16 protein-coding genes are annotated in these 17,665 nt (G+C 58.6%); 7 read left to right on the top strand and 9 right to left on the bottom strand.

From position 1 onward, the window contains the following. Positions 1 to 336: 336 nt before the first annotated feature. Positions 337 to 2,817 carry a M60 family metallopeptidase gene (locus LIX91_RS11955; protein ID WP_226488527.1) on the top strand — a complete coding sequence of 827 codons (2,481 nt, stop codon included), beginning with the start codon at positions 337 to 339 and terminating at the stop codon, positions 2,815 to 2,817. Positions 2,818 to 2,857: 40 nt separating this feature from the next. Here the strand turns inward: LIX91_RS11955 and LIX91_RS11950 are convergent, their stop codons facing one another. From LIX91_RS11950 to LIX91_RS11935, 4 genes are read right to left on the bottom strand one after another with little or no spacing between them, the layout of a single operon-like run. Next, entirely contained in the window at positions 2,858 to 4,015 is a 1,158-nt protein-coding gene (locus tag LIX91_RS11950; protein WP_003400013.1) for a betaine/proline/choline family ABC transporter ATP-binding protein, read from the bottom strand. Further along, entirely contained in the window at positions 4,012 to 4,665 is a 654-nt protein-coding gene (locus LIX91_RS11945; RefSeq protein ID WP_003313779.1) for an ABC transporter permease, read from the bottom strand. Before LIX91_RS11945 ends, LIX91_RS11950 begins: the two co-directional genes overlap by 4 nt. A gap of 13 nt (positions 4,666 to 4,678) precedes the next feature. After that, positions 4,679 to 5,572, bottom strand: a complete 894-nt coding sequence (locus LIX91_RS11940; RefSeq protein ID WP_003419047.1) for a glycine betaine ABC transporter substrate-binding protein — start codon at positions 5,570 to 5,572, stop codon at positions 4,679 to 4,681. A 14-nt stretch (positions 5,573 to 5,586) separates the two neighbouring features. Next, positions 5,587 to 6,300 carry an ABC transporter permease gene (locus LIX91_RS11935; protein WP_003340453.1) on the bottom strand — a complete coding sequence of 238 codons (714 nt, stop codon included), beginning with the start codon at positions 6,298 to 6,300 and terminating at the stop codon, positions 5,587 to 5,589. Positions 6,301 to 6,643: 343 nt separating this feature from the next. Between LIX91_RS11935 and LIX91_RS11930 the strand changes: the two genes are divergently transcribed. Together LIX91_RS11930 and LIX91_RS11925 are read left to right on the top strand one after the other, a co-directional pair. Next, positions 6,644 to 8,227, top strand: coding sequence for a peptide chain release factor 3 (locus tag LIX91_RS11930; protein WP_003396266.1), 1,584 nt, complete (start codon positions 6,644 to 6,646; stop codon positions 8,225 to 8,227). Between the two features lie 456 nt (positions 8,228 to 8,683). Further along, entirely contained in the window at positions 8,684 to 8,926 is a 243-nt protein-coding gene (locus LIX91_RS11925) for a hypothetical protein (protein ID WP_002555214.1), read from the top strand. Positions 8,927 to 9,005: 79 nt separating this feature from the next. Here LIX91_RS11925 and LIX91_RS11920 read toward each other — a convergent pair whose 3' ends face one another. From LIX91_RS11920 to LIX91_RS11900, 5 genes are all read right to left on the bottom strand, one after another. Continuing rightward, positions 9,006 to 9,623, bottom strand: coding sequence for an FKBP-type peptidyl-prolyl cis-trans isomerase (locus tag LIX91_RS11920; protein WP_003419060.1), 618 nt, complete (start codon positions 9,621 to 9,623; stop codon positions 9,006 to 9,008). A 152-nt stretch (positions 9,624 to 9,775) separates the two neighbouring features. Next, positions 9,776 to 10,084 (bottom strand): DUF6482 family protein, encoded by a 309-nt coding sequence (locus LIX91_RS11915; protein WP_004411837.1) that lies wholly within the window; start codon positions 10,082 to 10,084, stop codon positions 9,776 to 9,778. A gap of 108 nt (positions 10,085 to 10,192) precedes the next feature. Next, on the bottom strand, positions 10,193 to 10,681 hold the full coding sequence (locus LIX91_RS11910; protein WP_003313787.1) for a TIGR00645 family protein: 489 nt from the start codon (positions 10,679 to 10,681) through the stop codon (positions 10,193 to 10,195). 295 nt (positions 10,682 to 10,976) lie between these two features. After that, a complete protein-coding gene (locus LIX91_RS11905; RefSeq protein WP_032703252.1) occupies positions 10,977 to 11,306 on the bottom strand; it encodes a hypothetical protein in 330 nt (109 codons plus the stop codon). 167 nt (positions 11,307 to 11,473) lie between these two features. Beyond that, a complete protein-coding gene (locus LIX91_RS11900; RefSeq protein WP_226488526.1) occupies positions 11,474 to 13,909 on the bottom strand; it encodes a Lon protease family protein in 2,436 nt (811 codons plus the stop codon). A gap of 276 nt (positions 13,910 to 14,185) precedes the next feature. On the opposite strand from LIX91_RS11900, the gene LIX91_RS11895 reads away from it, so the two are divergent. The 4 genes from LIX91_RS11895 (at position 14,186) to LIX91_RS11880 (ending at position 17,653) form a co-directional block, all read left to right on the top strand. After that, entirely contained in the window at positions 14,186 to 14,674 is a 489-nt protein-coding gene (locus tag LIX91_RS11895) for a DUF3015 domain-containing protein (protein ID WP_002555221.1), read from the top strand. Between the two features lie 62 nt (positions 14,675 to 14,736). Beyond that, on the top strand, positions 14,737 to 16,593 hold the full coding sequence (locus LIX91_RS11890) for a DUF4105 domain-containing protein (RefSeq protein ID WP_226488525.1): 1,857 nt from the start codon (positions 14,737 to 14,739) through the stop codon (positions 16,591 to 16,593). Positions 16,594 to 16,727: 134 nt separating this feature from the next. Next, the gene (locus LIX91_RS11885; RefSeq protein ID WP_003368687.1) at positions 16,728 to 17,081 is read left to right on the top strand and encodes a lipoprotein; all 354 of its coding nucleotides are present in this window, start codon (positions 16,728 to 16,730) and stop codon (positions 17,079 to 17,081) included. A 74-nt stretch (positions 17,082 to 17,155) separates the two neighbouring features. Continuing rightward, on the top strand, positions 17,156 to 17,653 hold the full coding sequence (locus LIX91_RS11880) for a GreA/GreB family elongation factor (protein ID WP_046236449.1): 498 nt from the start codon (positions 17,156 to 17,158) through the stop codon (positions 17,651 to 17,653). Positions 17,654 to 17,665: the final 12 nt, after the last annotated feature.

Below are 17,665 nucleotides of genomic sequence, written 5' to 3'. Positions count from 1 at the left end.
CTGTCTCGTCGTCAGTACTTGAGCCGGATGGATCGTTTCCAGCATGGACGTTCGGCGCGAACTTTAGGACCTGAGGGACCGGATATCAACAAAAAATGTCGCGTTTTTGCACAGGGCTCTTGAGTTGCCTTCCCAAGGACCTGTTTAACCGACCTGCATGACAGGCAGATGTTCCCCACCGCCTTCGCCAATGCCTTTTCGCAGCACGCTGGGCATCACCTTATTCACCGGCACGCAAAGCCAATCAGCCTGTCAGTTCTGTCAGTTCTGTCAGTAGACGGATGCAGAGGTCGCGCGCTCAATAAACAGCTCAGACCGCCCTTTCAGGTAACGATCATGGATGACCGACACCCTCACGCCGCAAGCTCCGTTGCGCCCAGTGCAGTTCAAGCCCAAACCCGGTGGCAAGCCTTGGGCTTCGGCTCTGCCGAAAGTCATCGCCAACGGCAGGCCCGGGCCAGAGGGCACACCGACTTTCAGCCGACTAACATTTATGTAACGAAAGGCGATCGGCTGGAAATAACAGCAACCAGTCTGTACATGAATCTGGTGTCTGCAGTGATCGGGGTGCCGGAACTGGAGACCCCCACCTCCTACCCGCTGCAACGTGGCCTGAACGTTCTTGTCGCTACCAACACAGGCCTGCTGGGCTTTACCAATCTGGACCCGCTTGGTCACGTGGTTCTGGACATAACAGGACAGTACAACCATGTGCCGTTTTTCAGGATGGATATGACCAATCTGGAATGGGAACAGCAAATGGCGCACTACAGCCAAGCGCCTGTCGTGCTGCTTACCAGCCCGAGGGCTATTGTCGTGGTGCGCTATCAGAGCGCACAGCTCTACCTGACCAATCCCGTGAAGCTGATGGGCAATTTCGATGATGCCATTAGAGCGCAGGATGGGATTTCAGGCCTGATCGATTACGGCACGACGGAATGGGCGCTCGATCCCAGTAAACATTTCTACGTGGAAGCGGATCGGCTTTACATGTTTGCTACAGACGGTCATATGGGGTTTAACGGATCGGCTGCGCTGGCGCGATTGCTGTCAACCGCACCTGAGGATGGTTGGGGCCCTTGGCACGAAAGCGGCCATCAACGACAACTCAGCCCCATGACATGGGGCACCGGCACCGGAATGACAGAGGTCACGGTCAATCTCTATTCGATGGCCGCCCAAGAGTTTTTCCTTGACCGTGCTACAGGCGCCGACTCCAGTTACCTCCCCATGAAAGAGTACCTGGCCAGTAGCCTGCGAGAGTACGACAACATCAAGGAGGCCGGACACAAGCTTGTCATGCTCTGGCAATTGCGTCTTAGCTTCGGTACGTCGTTCTACCCGCAATTGCACCAGCGCTATCGGCTCATGCACAACCCGCCCACCGTCAGCGATGATAAAGCGCAGCGCTTTATCGTCGAAACCTCGCTGCTGAGCCACCTCAACCTGGCGGAATTCTTCGATCGCTGGGGATTGTACCCAAACCCTGAAACCCTCAACCAGATCGCAGATCTGCCCCCGTTGACAAAGGCCATTTGGGAAAATGACGCTGAGACGACGATTTCAATCGCTCTGCCGCTGACCACTTATATCCCGGAGCTCGCCCATATCCTGTCCAGCGTGCACGCTACCTTTCAAGACCGGATAAAGTTTACGGTTGCCGAGCAATGGTACACGCCATACCGCTACGAAATAATGCTCAACGGAACGTTAGTGGCATGGACAGACAATGGCGAATGCGTGGGTTGTGAAGCCCGTATCGAAGAAGGCGTCGCCTACGTTGAAGCCGACACACCCATCTCCGAAGGGGATGAGGCGTCGGTCAAGGTGTTTGCTGGAGGCAAGCTATATACCGCGGCCAGTACCGCATCACGTCCCATCCTGCTGTTCAATATCAAGGCATTGTTTACCGATGACCGTTGCGCTGAACTCAGGCCCGGCATTACCCAGCCAAGGCTGGACGTTCTTTTCTTCAATCTGGAGGAAGCAAAGACCGATGAACCACACGGCCGACTATTGAACCGTGCACAACGGTTGCTCCTGCAAAAAACCATAAGTAGCGTGATCGTCAGCTCAGGACTTGTTCAGGTCACGTTCGAGGATGAGGCTTTCAAGAGTCATGATTACACGATCATCTTTGGAGCCCCTCCTTATGCAACGCTTGAGAAGGGCTACCCCAACGGCTCAGAACTTGTTGAAAACACCTGGATACGCCCCGGCGGCGTAGGCCATCAAGAGGTGACCATCACGGCAGCTGGAGGCATCGGGAAAACCTATACCCTGTTCTCCGGCAACGTCGAACAGGCAAAAATCGCCCTGCCTGTCCGCCAGCTCTTCACGGACTCCACGATGACCCAACTGGTAGCAGGCGTCGATCAGGCAAGCGTTGATGCCCTGTACATGACCGTCAACGGCAACCCGCTCATCAGCGTGACAAACCGGGCGTCCTACCGTTCTTATCTGGCCATTGCCCAGAGCATGTTGTTGCGACTGACAGTTGCGAAGGTCGTCAGAACAGATGACCTGCTGGAGGTGTATTTCGAGGGCGACACCTTTAAAAAGCATAACTACAAGCTTTTCGTCAACGACCTCTATGCCTCCGAGATCACCCAAGGCAAAGCCTACTATTCAAGTGTGTCCAACCGGGTCTGGACCAGCAGCGAGAAGTTCGAGGGTAATGACCACTGTGAAGTGAACGTCGAGTATCAGGGGGTCGTGACAACGTTGTATGAGAGCGACGCTGCAGACGCCATGACTGCGTCTGCATTGCAGGAAAACGACGCCACTCAATGTGGCCTGGAGAAATTCCAGGTGTGAACATTGCCGCCAGCCATGGTGCTGGCGGCAACGCAGCCGGTCAGGAAGCCACTTGCTCGGCTGGCGAGACAATACTGGTCTTCATGCCACGCGAACGGCCCGAGCTCAGATAAGCCGCAATGGACTCTTGCGTCACTTCACCCAGGAACACGTTCTCGGCATCCAGCACCGGCAGCCAGGCGCGGTTGAACTCGTACATGCGCGACAGCAGGATGCGCAAGTGCTCGTCGTAAGCGGCAGTGGCGTTGAATTCACGCAAAAACTGCGCGCAGGTGCCCTGCTGGCGGTGCAGGTCACGACGACGCACATAGCCCATCGCCTTGTTCTCGCTGTCGGTGACAACGATATAGCGACGGTCGTTTTCGTCCATCACTTCCAGTGCGTCGGCGACCGGGGTTTCCGGGCTGACCGACGGCGCGTTGTCGGCGGCGTCTTCGGCCTTGACCAACAGCAGACGCTTGAGGGTGCTGTCCTGGCCGACGAAGCTGCTGACGAAGTCGTCGGCCGGATGCGCGAGCAAGGTGTCCGGGTGATCGATCTGCAGCAGTTTGCCGCCACGGAAGATAGCGATCTTGTCGCCCAGCTTGATGGCTTCGTCGATGTCGTGGCTGACCATGATCACGGTCTTGTTCAGCGCGCGCTGCATCTCGAAGAACTCGTTCTGGATCATCTCGCGGTTGATCGGGTCGACCGCACCGAACGGTTCGTCCATCAACAGCAAGGGTGCGTCGGCTGCCAGGGCACGGATCACACCAATACGCTGTTGCTGGCCGCCGGACAGTTCACGCGGGTAGCGATGCAGGTACTGCTTGGGCTCCAGCTTGATCATGCTCATCAGTTCGCGAGCACGATCATGGCAACGCTGCTTGTCCCAGCCGAGCAGCTTGGGCACGACCACGATGTTCTCTTCGATGGTCATGTTCGGGAACAGACCGATCTGCTGAATCACGTAGCCGATGTTGCGACGCAGGGTCACTTCGTCCAGACCGGTGGTGTCTTCGCCATTGATCAGCACTTTGCCGGAGGTCGGCATGATCAGGCGGTTGATCATTTTCAGCGTGGTGCTCTTGCCGCAGCCCGACGGGCCGAGGAAGACGCAGATTTCGCCTTCGTTGACCGTGAGGCTGACCGAATCGACAGCCTTCACTTCTTTGCCGTTGCTCTGGAAAGTCTTGGAGAGGTTCTGGAGTTCGATCATTTCAGTAATCCTTTTGGAGTCAGCGTGCGTTGCAGCCATTGCAGGAGAAGGTCGGCGATGATGGCCAGAATGCTGACCAGTAGCGCGCCGACGATCAGCATCGACATATCGCTGCGGCTGATAGAAGCAAGAATGAGTACACCCAGACCACCGGCACCGATGGTCGCGGCGATGGTCATGACACCGATATTCATCACCACGGCGGTGCGCACACCGGCGAGGATCACAGGCACTGCGATGGGCAGCTCGACCATGCGCAGACGCTGGCCGAAGGTCATACCGATGCCTTTGGCGGCTTCGCGGATACCCGGCTCTACGCCTGTGAGGGCCAGATAGGTGTTACGCATGATCGGCAGCAGCGAGTAAAGGAACACCGCGGTAATCGCCGGCATCGGGCCAAGGCCCTGGCCGAACTTGGAGTAGAACGGCAGCAGCAGACCGAACAGGGCGATCGACGGCACGGTCAGCAACACCGTGGCGCTGGCCTGCAAAGGGCCCGCCAGCACTGGAAAACGCGTCATCAACACGCCCAACGGCACACCGACGACAATCGCCAGGGTCACGGCGATGCCCACCAGCGTAATGTGCTGCCAGGTCAGGTGCAGGACCTGTGCCCAGTCCAGATGGGAGAAGGCGCTCAAGAAACTCATATCGTCTCCTTCCTTAATTCAATGGGTGCTGGCGCAGAAAATCTGCAGCAACCGTGGTTGGGCTTTCATGGCCGACGTCCACGCGAGCGTTGAGGTCGATCATGGTCTGGGTGTCCAGCAGGTCGGCCAGTGGCTTGAGCAATGCGGCGATGTCCGGATGCTTGTCCAGATAGTCCTGACGGATGACCGGAGCAGCGGTGTAGTCCGGGAAGTAGCTTTTGTCGTCTTGCAGAACCTTGAGTTTGAAGGCGTTCAAGCGGCCGTCCGTGGTGTACACCAGCCCGGCGAACACCTGGCTGTTACGCAACGCGGTGTAGACCAGCCCGGCGTCCATCTGCCGCGTGTTCTCACGACCAAGATTCATGTCGTAATGCTTGACCATGCCGAGCAATCCGTCAGAACGGTTGGCGAACTCGGTGTCCAGCGCTACGAGATGACCCTCTTTGGCTTCGTCCTTGAGGACTTTAGTCAGATCGGTCATGGTGTTGACCTGTGGGTACTTGTCGGCGACTTTCTGCGGCAAGGCCAAGGCATAGGTGTTGCTGAACTTCGACGGGGAAAGCCAGACCAGACCTTTTTTTGCGTCGACTTCCTTGACCCGGGCATAGGTCTGCGCGCTGTCGAGCTTTTCATCGATGTGGTTGTAATTGACCAGCGATACACCGGTGTACTCCCAGATCAGATCCAGCTGGCCGCTTTCCTGGGCACTGCGCGCCAGGGTGCTGCCCAGGCCGCCGGTGACTTGCACGTCGTAATTTTTGGTCCGCAGGTATTGCGCAGTGAGTTCAGACAAAATGGTCTGCTCGGTGAAAACTCGCGCGCCAACGCGCAGCAGCGGTTTATCAGCCGCTTGGGCCAATGCCGGAAACAACAAGGCAAAGCCTAAAAACAAGCATATTCTTTTCATGAGATTTCCTTCGCTCAGCGAGCCAGTCCGCGTTCCAGCCAAAGACGACTGGCCAGTATCACCAGACCATCGAGCAGCAGCGCGAGGAGAGCAGTACACGCCGCACCCAGCACCAGTTGCGGCTGGTTGTTCAAGGCAATGCCCGGGAAAATCAGACTGCCAAGGCTGTTGGCACCGATGAGAAACGCCAGGGGCGCAGTCCCGACATTGATCGCCAGCGCGACCCGCACGCCACCGATAATGATCGGTACAGCGTTGGGCAGCTCGACACGCCACAGCACCTGGCGCGGAGTCATACCAATACCGACAGCAGCTTCCTTGAGTGAACCCTGAACGTTTTTCAAGCCCTCGTAGGTGTTGCGCACGATCGGCAACAGCGAGGCGAGGAACAGCGCGAAGATCGCCGGCCCACTGCCGATCCCGAGAATCCCGAGGGCAATGGCCAGAACGGCAAGAGGAGGAACGGTGTTGCCAATGTTGAATATCTGCATGAAGCGTTCGGCGCGTCCAACCATACTCGGTCGGCTGAGGGCAATGCCCGCAGGGATGCCGACCACCAGGGCCGCCAACATTGAAACCACAACCAGAATCAGGTGAGCCTGAAGATAGAACAGCAGGTCATCCTGGTATTGCTTGATAGTACTAACGCCGATCCAGTGGATCAGCAGGGCCAGGAGTGCGATCGCAACCGCACCTCCCAATAGCCCCTTGCCATAGCGATTTGCCACAGGCGGACTCCTTATTTCAGTCGGCGAACGCGTTGACCTGGACGTCCGAGAGGACGCCGGCAATAACGTTCGCGAAGAGCAGCGGGTGGGTCGCCGGTAAGGGTTTAACCTCGGCGAAAACACAAGCCATAAGCGCAGCTTCGTCAAACCAACATGCTGATGAATCAGCCCCTTGCGTTGGCTTCGTTGCGAGCCTTGACGGGGGAGTGGACGTCTCCACGACCTGAAAGGTTCCCACACGAGACATTATCTGGCCATCGTTTATTGTCTGAACGGTTCGGTTATTGCCGCGAGTTGAGCTATAATCTGCGCCCTTTTTCAATCCCATCCCAGGCGATTTCCCATGACCCAACAGGCCGCCGAAGTCGCGAAACGCCGCACTTTCGCCATTATTTCCCACCCGGATGCGGGTAAAACCACCATCACGGAAAAACTCCTGCTGATGGGCAAGGCCATTTCCGTCGCCGGTACGGTCAAGTCGCGTAAATCCGACCGTCACGCCACCTCCGACTGGATGGAAATGGAGAAACAGCGCGGTATTTCCATTACCACGTCCGTGATGCAGTTTCCGTATCGCGACCACATGATCAACCTGCTCGACACCCCGGGCCACGAAGACTTCTCCGAAGACACCTACCGCACCCTGACGGCGGTCGACTCGGCTTTGATGGTCCTCGACGGCGGTAAAGGCGTCGAGCCGCGCACCATCGCGCTGATGGATGTCTGCCGTCTGCGTGACACGCCCATCGTCAGTTTCATCAACAAGCTCGACCGCGATATCCGCGACCCGATCGAGCTGCTCGATGAAATCGAAGCGGTCCTCAAGATCAAGGCGGCACCGATCACCTGGCCGATCGGTTGCTACCGGGACTTCAAGGGTGTCTATCACCTGGCCGATGACTACATCATTGTCTACACCGCAGGTCACGGCCACGAGCGCACCGAAACCAAAATCATCGAGAAGCTCGATTCGGACGAAGCCCGCGCCCACCTGGGCGATGAATACGAGCGCTTCGTCGAGCAACTGGAGCTGGTGCAGGGTGCCTGCCACGAATTCAACCAGCAGGAATTCATCGACGGTCAGCTGACCCCGGTGTTCTTCGGTACCGCGCTGGGCAACTTCGGCGTCGATCATGTACTCGATGCCGTGGTGAACTGGGCGCCCAAGCCGCTGGCACGTGTGGCCAACGAGCGCACCGTCGAGCCGGCGGAAGAGAAATTCAGCGGTTTCGTGTTCAAGATCCAGGCGAACATGGACCCCAAGCACCGCGACCGCATCGCCTTCATGCGTATCTGCTCGGGCCGTTACGACAAGGGCATGAAAATGCGCCATGTGCGCCTGGGCAAGGACGTACGGATCGGCGACGCACTGACGTTCTTCTCGTCGGAACGCGAGCAGCTGGAAGAAGCCTACGCCGGCGACATCATCGGCTTGCACAACCACGGCACCATCCAGATCGGCGATACCTTCACCGAAGGCGAAGCGCTGGGCTTCACAGGTATCCCGCACTTCGCCCCGGAGCTGTTCCGTCGCGTACGCCTGAAGGACCCGCTCAAGTCCAAGCAACTGCGTCAGGGTCTGCAACAGCTGGCCGAAGAAGGCGCCACGCAGGTGTTCTTCCCGCAGCGCAGCAACGACATCATCCTCGGCGCCGTCGGTGTGCTGCAGTTCGATGTGGTCGCCAGCCGTCTCAAGGAAGAATACAAGGTCGAATGCGCCTACGAGCCGATCACTGTGTGGTCAGCCCGCTGGATCGACTGCGACGACAAGAAGAAGCTCGAAGAGTTTGAGAACAAGGCGGTGGAAAACCTGGCAGTAGACGGCGGCGGTCATCTGACCTACCTCGCCCCTACCCGCGTGAACCTGGCGCTGATGGAAGAACGCTGGCCCGACGTGAAATTCCGCGCTACCCGCGAGCACCACTGACCGGCTGATGGCATCGCTGTGTGACGCAGAGCGTCACGAACGGCGTTCCCACGCTGGAGCGTGAGGAACGATAGTTCTGTAACTATCGTGCCGATGCCCTGCGTCAGGCGTGAGGAATGATTAGCGTCCGAGAGAACACCTATCGTGCCGATGCTCCGCGTCGGCATGCAGTTCTGGACGCTCCGCGTCCTGTCCTAGACTTGCGGCGTGGCGCAGATTTGTGACGCAGAGCGTCACGAACGGCATTCCCACGCTGAGCGTGAGGAACGATAGCTCTCCAACTATCGTGCCGATGCTCCGCGTCGGCATGCAGTTCTGGACGCTCCGCGTCCTCTCTCGACCGGCATTCGCTGATCTGGATCAACCATTCAGCGCAAAATGAGAATTAATCTCAATAGAGCCTTGCTATTATCCCAATAAGAATTATTCTCATCTGACTTGCACAGGAGATGAGACATGACCTATTTGATCGATGCATGGCTGGACAGACCCCACCCTTACCTGAGAATTCTCCATCGCGAGACGGGGGAAGTGTGTGCCGTACTGGAAGAGGAAGCGCTGGAGGAATTACGCGATCAGGGCGATCTGGATGTGTGCAGCTTGAGCTCCAGCGAGCCATTGGTGCTCAAGGAACTGGTGAGAAACCTGTTTCTGTTCTGCTACGCGCGGGCGTTGCGCCCCATGGGTGAGTTGCACTGAGCATGAAGCATCAGCACAACTGCGTCGCTGAACGAATCGGCGCGATCCGTTCAGCGACTATCTGCATCGACCGGGTCGCTTACAGAACGTCCAGCAGTTCCACGTCAAACACCAGCACGCTGTGCGGTGCGATGCTGCCTACGCCCTGAGCGCCGTAAGCCAGCTCGCTCGGCACGTGCAGACGCCATTTGCTGCCGGCGTTCATCAGTTGCAGCGCCTCGGTCCAGCCGGCAATTACGCCGCTGACCGGAAATTCGGCCGGCTCGCCACGATCGTAGGAGCTGTCGAAGACATTACCGTCGATCAACGTGCCGTGGTAGTGAACGCGTACCTGATCTTCACGGGTTGGCTTGGCGCCAGTGCCAGCGGTCACGACTTCGAATTGCAGACCCGAGGCCAGCGTGGTCACGCCTTCGCGCTTGGCGTTTTCAGCCAGGTAGGCCTTGCCGGCGCCCGCAGCCTGTTCAGCCTTGGCGGCTGCTTCAGCCTGCATGATTTCGCGGATGACCTTGAAGCTGGCGGACATCTCTTCCTGACCGACACGGCTTGGCTGACCGCCAAACGCATCGCGCAGGCCTGCGACGATGGCTTCCAGATCGACGCCCGGTGGCGGGTTGTCGCGCAACTGATCGCCCAACTGACGGCCAATGCCGTAGCTGACGCGGGTTTCGTCGGTGGACAGATTGACTTCGGACATGACACTGCTCCGTAGAGGGGCACGCAGTCGGTATCACGCAAAACCTGAACGGCAATCACGCTATACGCTGATGCGCCCCGAACCAAAAGGCCGAGCAGCCTAGCACAATTGCCGCTGCAGCCCCTACCGCAGCCGCAATCCGCAGTTGGCGATCAGGACCATGAAGAATGAAACGAGATCGGCAGGCGCATTTCAGAGCGGTCATTGACCGGCATGCCGCACAGCTCGTCATGGACCACGCAATGGACCAGGTAAAAAGGCACCACCGGTATGTCCTTGAGCAAATCCCGGGCATGCTCTACCGAGCGAAGATGCAGGGTCTTGCCCGCCGGGTCCTTGAGCATCACCGAAGTGCCATTCATGCGCACATCCAGCAGGTAGATGCCGCCTTCGATGGAGATCAGGTTCAGCTCATCGACCCGCCCGGCCTGGGCGTGGCCGATAAATTCCTGATAATTCATGATCGAACCTCCTGCGCAAACGCCTGATGCATCGGAACGGACGTTTTACAACACACAGCGCCGACATGCCAGAAACGATAACGCCCGTCCCTGTCATTCAGCGTTGTCTCAGTGCTTGGTGACCTTGTCCAGATAGCCCATCGCAAACGCCGATATCACGAACGTCATGTGGATAATCACGTACCACATCAGGTATTCGGGCTTGATGTTGGTGGCGTCCATGAACACCCGCAACAGGTGGATGGAAGAAATCGCCACAATCGATGCTGCAACTTTCATCTTCAGCGAAGACGAATCCATAGTGCCCAGCCAGTTGAGCTTTTCCTTGTCCTCGTCGATGTCCAGCTGCGACACGAAGTTCTCGTAGCCGGAGATCATCACCATCACCAGCAAGCCACCTACCAGCGCCATGTCGATCAGCGACAGCAGCACCAGAATCAGGTCAGCTTCGGCCAGCGAGAAGATGTTGGGGATGACGTGAAAGATTTCCTGGAAAAACTTCAGACACAACGCCAGCAGGCCAAGGGACAGGCCGAAATAGATCGGCGCCAGCAGCCAGCGCGATGCGTACATGGCATTTTCAAAAAAACGTTCCATTGATACTCGCAAGGTGTTTTAAAGGAGCGGGCGAGTATATCAGCGGTAATGCGCAGCTCTGAGCGTGCGACAAAATATCGCACAGCGGCCGTTAGCGCGCTGCTGAGGAACCGAATTGAAGCCTAGGCTCTGTACGAAAAGTCGGCGAGCGAAGGTCAGGCGAGGCAAAAACAGGCGAGGAACGGCCGGGGTCGCGTTCGACTCTACGTGTTGTAAATGAGCATTCCGATTGGACTCGCATCCGAGCCTGTTTTTAACGAAGCATCACCGAGCGCAGCCACTTTTCGTACAGAGCCTAGAACAGCGACGAGCTTTGACAAACCATCCTGTCGCTATCAATACGGCGCAGTTCAGCCTGAATGTGCAGCGTCCAGATAGGAACGTCATCGGCACATTGATAACCATGCAACGACAGGCTTTCGATAACGCTGGTGAGCACCGTTTGCGCTGCGGGCAGGCCTTTGAAAGGCCCTTGGGACTTGATTGCGGACGGCTGTTCTTCGGCCATGCCGGCGGCGAAAAGTACCATCCACTGTCCGCTGTCACTGCGCAGAGGCCGGACGACACACTCGATACGGGTCATCAGCCCCATGCATTCTCGGGTAAGGCAAAGGCTACGCTGCATGATGCGCTCCTGATCAGCAACAGTATTCATCCTTCTCGTTTAGCAGGATGCACGCCAATCTCTTTGGCCACTGCGATCACCTCAAGACTAGAAGAAAACCACCCTGCGAGAAACTATCCCTGATGAACGGAGCACCGGGCGGCCCTCACCGCCCGGCTCCTGCGCTGTCAGACCTTGAGTTCCGGCTGCAACTGCGCAGGCTCCTTTTCCAGCTCCTCCTTGAGGTCTTCGTCGCTGAGCATCTCTGCGATATCGCGCAAACGCTCCACCACGCGCGCATTGACGCTGCCATCAGGGAACTCGCCGTGCTCGTCAGGCGCACCGGCAGGTTCGCCCACCAGCAGGCTCAGCGCCTCATCGGCCTGACGCACCGCGTAGATGTGGAATTGCCCGGCACGTACAGCCTGCACCACACGTTCATCCAGCATCAGCGTGGTGACGTTGGCGTGCGGAATGATCGCGCCCTGCTCGCCGGTCAGCCCACGGGCTTCGCAGAGGCGGAAGAAGCCCTCGATCTTTTCATTGACCCCGCCCACCGCCTGAACCTCACCAAACTGGTTGATGGAGCCGGTAATCGCGAAGCACTGCTTGAGTGGAGTGCGCGACAGTGCCGAGATCAGCGTGCAGACCTCACCCAGCGACGCACTGTCGCCGTCCACGTAACCATAGGACTGCTCGAGCGCGATGCTCGCGGAAATCGCCAGCGGGAATTCCTGGGCATAACGACTGCCGAGGTAGCCGGTAAGGATCATCACGCCCTTGGAGTGAATCGGCTGGCCAAGGTTGACCTCTCGCTCGATGTCGACGATCCCGCTGCCGCCCGGGTAAACCGTGGCGGAAATGCGCGCGGGGACGCCGAAGGCCGAGTCGCCGACCTCCAGTACCGTCAGGCCGTTGCATTTGCCGACCGCCGCACCGTCAGTGTCGATCAGGATCACGCCAGCCATCATGTCATCGAGAATCCGTGCCGAAACCCGCCCGGTACGGGTGGCCTTGGCCTTGAGCGCACGCTCGATATGCCCGGCGTCGGTCTTGTCGTCGTTGGCCAGCTGGCGGATGAAATCGGCCTCGCTGACCAGCTGGAACAGGTCACCGATACGCGCCGACAAACGCCCCTGATGCTCGGCCAAACGGGCGCTGTAAGTCGCCAGTCGTGCCACCGCGTCGGCGGTCAGCGGCGCCATGCCCTCTTCCGAGGTCCGGGTCTTGAGCAGTTGAGCGAATTGCTCGAGCGTCTCGTCGACCATCGGAATCTCTTCATCGAAGTCGACCAGCACCCGGAACATCTCCTGGAAGTCAGGATCAAGGTCTTGCAGGGTGTAGTACAGCGAACGCGAACCGATGATGATGATTTTGACGTTCCACGGGATCACCTGCGGCGTCAGGCTCACGGTGGCAACGCGGCCAAGCTCGCCCAGCGGCGACTCCATCTTCAGCTTGCGCGATTGCAGGGTACGCTTGAGCGCATCCCAGACGAACGGCTCGCCCAGCATCTTCTCGGCTTCCAGAATCAGGAAACCGCCGTTGGCGCGATGCAGCGCGCCGGGGCGCAGTTGCCGATACGTGGTGTACAGCGCGCCCTGATCGGTGCTGTATTCGATGCGCCCGAACAGGTTGTCATAGGTGGGGTGCTGTTCGAAAACCACCGGCGCACCGCCGTCACGGGTATTCCCGACCACCAGGCTCGGGCTGTACTGCTCTTCCAGCAGCTTGCGCGCCTGGGCGTCGGTCTTGGCGTCATCGACCAGTTGCTCGACCAGCGTCTTGAGCAGGTACACCTGCATGGCCTGCAGGTAGGCGCAGACCGCAGCGTTCTCGGCGTATTTTTCCGAGAGAGGTGCCAGCAAGGGTTGCAGGGTCAGGGTGATGGTTTCTTCATTCAACTGACGCAGCTGATTGTTGGACTCGCGCTTCCACTGCGGCAGGCTGGCCAGCTCTTCGTTGAGACGCTCCTCGAGCGCGGAGATCTCTTCGTGAAAACGCTCGCGATCCGCTTCGGGCAACTGCGAAAACTCGGCCTCGTCCAGCGCCTTGCCGTCGGCCATCGGCGTGAACGCGATGTTGGAGCTGTCGCGATACAGCGCGATGTCCTTTTCCAGCGACAGGCGCTCGATGACATCAAGTGCACGGTCGTAGCGCTGATTGAACGCGCGGTCGATCGAGCTTTTCTTCTGCTGATACGACGGGTGCTCGAAAACCGCCGGGAAGGTCACCAGCAGGTTGTCGATCAGGCCGCCTATGTCGGCGGTGAATTCATGAGCGGAGCCCGGTGGCAGCTCCAGCGCCTTGGGCTCGCGGGGCTCGTCGAAGTTATTGACGTAGACCCAGTCCGACGGCGTCTGCATCCGTTTGCCTTCGGCCTTGAGGTAGCGTTTGACGAACGAAAAGCGCCCGGTGCCGGGCTCGCCCATGACAAACACGTTGTAACCGGGGCGCGGCATGGCAACGCCGAACTGCAGGGCCTCTACGGCTCTCTCCTGGCCAAGGACACCGCGAAAGGGTTCGAGCTCGTGGGTGGTCGCAAAGCTGAACTGCTCAGCGGAAAACGGACGGGTCAGCGCGTTGGGCGCCAGGCGTAGGTTGGCTGCGACAGAATCGGGCATCAGTAATCCTTACATCAGGCGGGGCAGATGTCGGCATTCTGGCGCTCGCTGTACACGACTTGCAAGGCAGGAAAGAGCCGAAAAGCATTTGCGTGTGCAGCGCCACGAGCCGCGTCCTGAAAAAAGCCGTTTTCAGGTAATAATCTGTAATCACTCACGGAACCCTTGGAACGTGCCTAAACTCCAAACTGAACAGGTGGTTGCTGGCTGGCCGTCTGTCTTGATGTAACGACTCAAGAAACTCGACCCTTGGCTGAACTAAAAAGAGAAAAAGCTATGAAACGGATTCTTCTTGGAACGCTCTTCGCCGCTGTATCGATCAACGCTATGGCTCAAGCACCAGGCGGCCCTGACTGCGGTTGGGGCAACATGCTGTTTGAAGGTCAACGCGGTACTCCAGCTCACTTCCTGGCTTCGACCACCAACGGTACTTCGGGTAACGCCACCTTCGGCATGACCTCCGGGACCAACGGCTGCTCCACCAACGGCGCACTGACCTATGGCGGTAAATCCTGGCTTGCCATGAACGGCATGATGGATGAACTCTCCAAGGACATGGCCATGGGTCAGGGCGAAGCACTGACAACCTACGCTGTGGTACTGGGCGTTGCACCAGAAGACCGCGAGCACTTCGCCGCCGTCACCCACGAGCACTTCTCGCAAATCTTCAGCAAGGCCGACGCCACTGCCGAAGACGTCCACACCAACACCGTCAATGTTCTGAAAAACGATCCGACTCTGGCCAAGTACGCTACCCAGGCTTAAAGTCGTTCGCCCGCCCTTTCTTCGCAAAGGGCGGGATCCCCTTTTCTGACTAGTTGCCCTCTATGCTCAAACGTCTTGTATCGCTGGCGCTGTTCGTCTGTGCCCCTTTTTTGTCCGCGGCACCTCATGCCAGCGCTGACCGTTTGCAGCAGTTGGCCAATGAGCCGTTCTGGATTTCCCTGGGTCACTACGAAGCCGGCAAGCTTGGTGGCTGGCGCAGCTATGTCACAGACCCCAAATTCTTTCTCGCCGCCAACGGTGCACACGACCCGCAGGCGGAGCTGAGCGCAACACTCGACGCTATTTACGCACCCGTCAGTAACGAACAGACCCACGCCCAGTGCGTGTACCCGGCACGCACCCGCTGGCTGCGTGACCAGTTGCACCTGACGGGCCTGCCGACGCCGGACTGCAAGGAATTCAAGGCCTGGTACAAGGATGTGGCGCCGGACAGCACCGTGCTGATTTTCCCGGCCGCGTACCTCAACAGTCCCTCGTCGATGTTTGGCCATACGCTGCTGCGCATCGATCCGGCCAGCGCGAAAACCAACAACACCACCTTACTGAGCTACGCGATCAACTTCGGTGCCTACATCGAAGGCATGGACAACAGCATTCTGTACGCGTGGAAAGGTCTGGCAGGCGGCTATCCCGGGTTGTTCGCGCTGGTGCCCTATCAGGAAAAACTGTCGGAATACCGCAGCCTGGAAAACCGTGACCTGTGGGAATACCGCCTGAACCTGACTGCGGAAGAAACCGGGCGCATGGTCGAGCACGTCTGGGAGCTGAAACAGATCCGTTTCAGTTATTTCTTCTTCGACGAAAACTGCTCGTACCGGCTGCTGGAATTGCTGCAGGTCGCCCGCCCGGGCCTGAAGCTTACCGATCAGTTCGGCCTGACCGCGATCCCGACCGATACGGTCAAGGCAATCAAGGCCGCCGGGCTGGTGGAGAAGATCGACTATCGCCCGTCACGCGAACGCGAACTGCTGAGCCGCGCCGCGCCGCTCGATGCAGATGAGCAACAGTGGGTATTGAAGGTCAGCGCCGATCAGAAACAGCTGCAGAATAGCGAGTACCTTGCGCAGCCCAAAGAACGCCGCGCATTGATTCAGGACGCCGCCTACCGTCTGGAACGCTACCGCGCCAACGGCCTTGAGCGCGATACACAACGCTCACAACGCAGCTTCGAGCTGTTGCAGGCGATCAATCAGAACCCGCCGCCACAACTGGACATCCCGCGCCCCGGCCTGCCGGAAGAAGGCCATGAATCACGCACCTGGCAGTTGGGAGCGGGCACACGCGGTGACAAGGCGTTTGCCGAATATGGCCTGCGCATGGCCTATCACGACCTGAACGACAACGCTTATGGCTTCCCGCTGGGTGCGCAGATCGAGATTCTTCAGCTCAAGGTGCGTCAATACGAAGGCAATGACTGGCAGGTGCAACAACTGGACCTGGCGACCATTCGCTCACTGACCCCGCGTACCGAGCTGCTGAAACCCTGGTCATGGCAAGTCACCGGGGGTCTGGAGCGGGTTCTCGGCAAGCACGGCGACGAAAACCTCGTCAGCCATGTCAACGGTGGGGGCGGCGGCACCTGGCAACTGACCGACGACATGCTCGGCTTTGCACTGGGCACCGTGCGGGTCGAGCACAACAACGATTTCGCCGAATTCATTTCCCCCGCCGCAGGCTTCAACACCGGCGTGCTGTGGCGCAACCCGCTGGGCAACCTGAGCCTGGAAGCCAAGGGCGACTATTTCACCAATGGCGAAGTGCGCCGCAGCGTCAGCCTCAATCAGCAATGGGAGCTGTCGCGCAACCTCGGCCTGCGCCTGAGTGCCCAGCGCGAATTCAGCCAGATGAGCTCGCCGCAGAACGAGGTGATGCTCGAGGTGAAGTGGTATCACTACTGACCGGGTCAGTAGTGAATCGCCGGCAGTGTGCGTCGAAAATAAAAGCACACTGCCATTACACGTTCCCTACATCGCTTTTACGAATAACTCACAAATTACCTTCTAGACTCCTCTCATAAGCAGAGGGAATCACCATGAAGCGGTATTGGCTGTTGTTGTCGCTGGCCATCGTGCTGGCGGGTTGTCAGTCCACCCGTGACCAGATGCTGGCCGAGGGTTATCCGCCGGGTTTTGCAGACGGCTATCAGGACGGTTGCAGCAGCGGCAGGGACGCAGCAGGCGCCACGACCGGCCAATTCCGCAAAAACGTGCCCCGTTACCTGAAAGACAAGCTCTACGCCCAGGGCTGGACCGATGGCTTTCGCCAGTGCGAGACCTCGCAGGACAATCGCGACCGGCTCGATCCCGGCCAGGTCTTCAATGAGCGTGACCGCGCCTGGGAGCAGGAAAAGACCCGCAGTGCCGCCAAGGCCTATCGTCCGAACTGACCCGCAAAGCGTGGAAAATCGACGAAACCAATGATGTCCTGCTGTGGCCCAAAGCCTATTAGGGAGGACATTTCATGAGCCGCGCATTCGTAAACGAAGACAACGCTGCCGCCGAGGCCGAACAACCGGTCGAGCGGCTGGTCAGCACACAGATCAACTACGTCACGGCCGAAGGCCTGACCTTGTTGAAGAAACACGTCAGCAGCCTGCAGGCGCAGCACAGCACGCAAACCGCGTTGGGCGAAGCGGCGGACAAGCAGCGACTGGCCGACCTGGAACGCGACCTGCGCTACTTCAACCAGCGCCTGCAAAGCGCGCAGGTCGTCGCACCGGCCGTGTCGACCGAAAAAGTGCAGATCGGCAGTTGGGTGACGTTCGCGGATGAACAGGACAACCAGCAGCGCGTGCATCTGGTCGGAGAGGATCAGGCCGATGCAGCCAATGGACAGATCAATTGGGGGTCGCCACTGGGCCGCGCCCTGATCGGCGCGCAGAAAGGCGATGAAGTGTTGTGGCAGCGCCCGGCGGGCGATCAGTCGATTGAAGTGCTGTTGATCGAACCTGACGCGTGAGCCTGGCCAGCC

Origin of the sequence: Pseudomonas sp. B20, from assembly GCF_020515755.1 — a bacterium.
GTDB lineage: Bacteria > Pseudomonadota > Gammaproteobacteria > Pseudomonadales > Pseudomonadaceae > Aquipseudomonas > Aquipseudomonas syringae.
Note: the sequence above shows the minus strand (reverse complement) of the source record. Positions and strands in the feature narration are given on the sequence as shown.

Coding starts and splice junctions, on each gene's coding strand:
- LIX91_RS11940 (WP_003419047.1), bottom strand. CDS start 5,572: ATGAAAAGAATATGCTTGTTTTTAGGCTTTGCCTTGTTGTTTCCGGCA.
- LIX91_RS11915 (WP_004411837.1), bottom strand. CDS start 10,084: ATGAATTATCAGGAATTTATCGGCCACGCCCAGGCCGGGCGGGTCGAT.
- LIX91_RS11895 (WP_002555221.1), top strand. CDS start 14,186: ATGAAACGGATTCTTCTTGGAACGCTCTTCGCCGCTGTATCGATCAAC.
- LIX91_RS11930 (WP_003396266.1), top strand. CDS start 6,644: ATGACCCAACAGGCCGCCGAAGTCGCGAAACGCCGCACTTTCGCCATT.
- LIX91_RS11925 (WP_002555214.1), top strand. CDS start 8,684: ATGACCTATTTGATCGATGCATGGCTGGACAGACCCCACCCTTACCTG.
- LIX91_RS11920 (WP_003419060.1), bottom strand. CDS start 9,623: ATGTCCGAAGTCAATCTGTCCACCGACGAAACCCGCGTCAGCTACGGC.
- LIX91_RS11950 (WP_003400013.1), bottom strand. CDS start 4,015: ATGATCGAACTCCAGAACCTCTCCAAGACTTTCCAGAGCAACGGCAAA.
- LIX91_RS11880 (WP_046236449.1), top strand. CDS start 17,156: ATGAGCCGCGCATTCGTAAACGAAGACAACGCTGCCGCCGAGGCCGAA.
- LIX91_RS11955 (WP_226488527.1), top strand. CDS start 337: ATGGATGACCGACACCCTCACGCCGCAAGCTCCGTTGCGCCCAGTGCA.
- LIX91_RS11900 (WP_226488526.1), bottom strand. CDS start 13,909: ATGCCCGATTCTGTCGCAGCCAACCTACGCCTGGCGCCCAACGCGCTG.
- LIX91_RS11905 (WP_032703252.1), bottom strand. CDS start 11,306: ATGCAGCGTAGCCTTTGCCTTACCCGAGAATGCATGGGGCTGATGACC.
- LIX91_RS11885 (WP_003368687.1), top strand. CDS start 16,728: ATGAAGCGGTATTGGCTGTTGTTGTCGCTGGCCATCGTGCTGGCGGGT.
- LIX91_RS11945 (WP_003313779.1), bottom strand. CDS start 4,665: ATGAGTTTCTTGAGCGCCTTCTCCCATCTGGACTGGGCACAGGTCCTG.
- LIX91_RS11910 (WP_003313787.1), bottom strand. CDS start 10,681: ATGGAACGTTTTTTTGAAAATGCCATGTACGCATCGCGCTGGCTGCTG.
- LIX91_RS11890 (WP_226488525.1), top strand. CDS start 14,737: ATGCTCAAACGTCTTGTATCGCTGGCGCTGTTCGTCTGTGCCCCTTTT.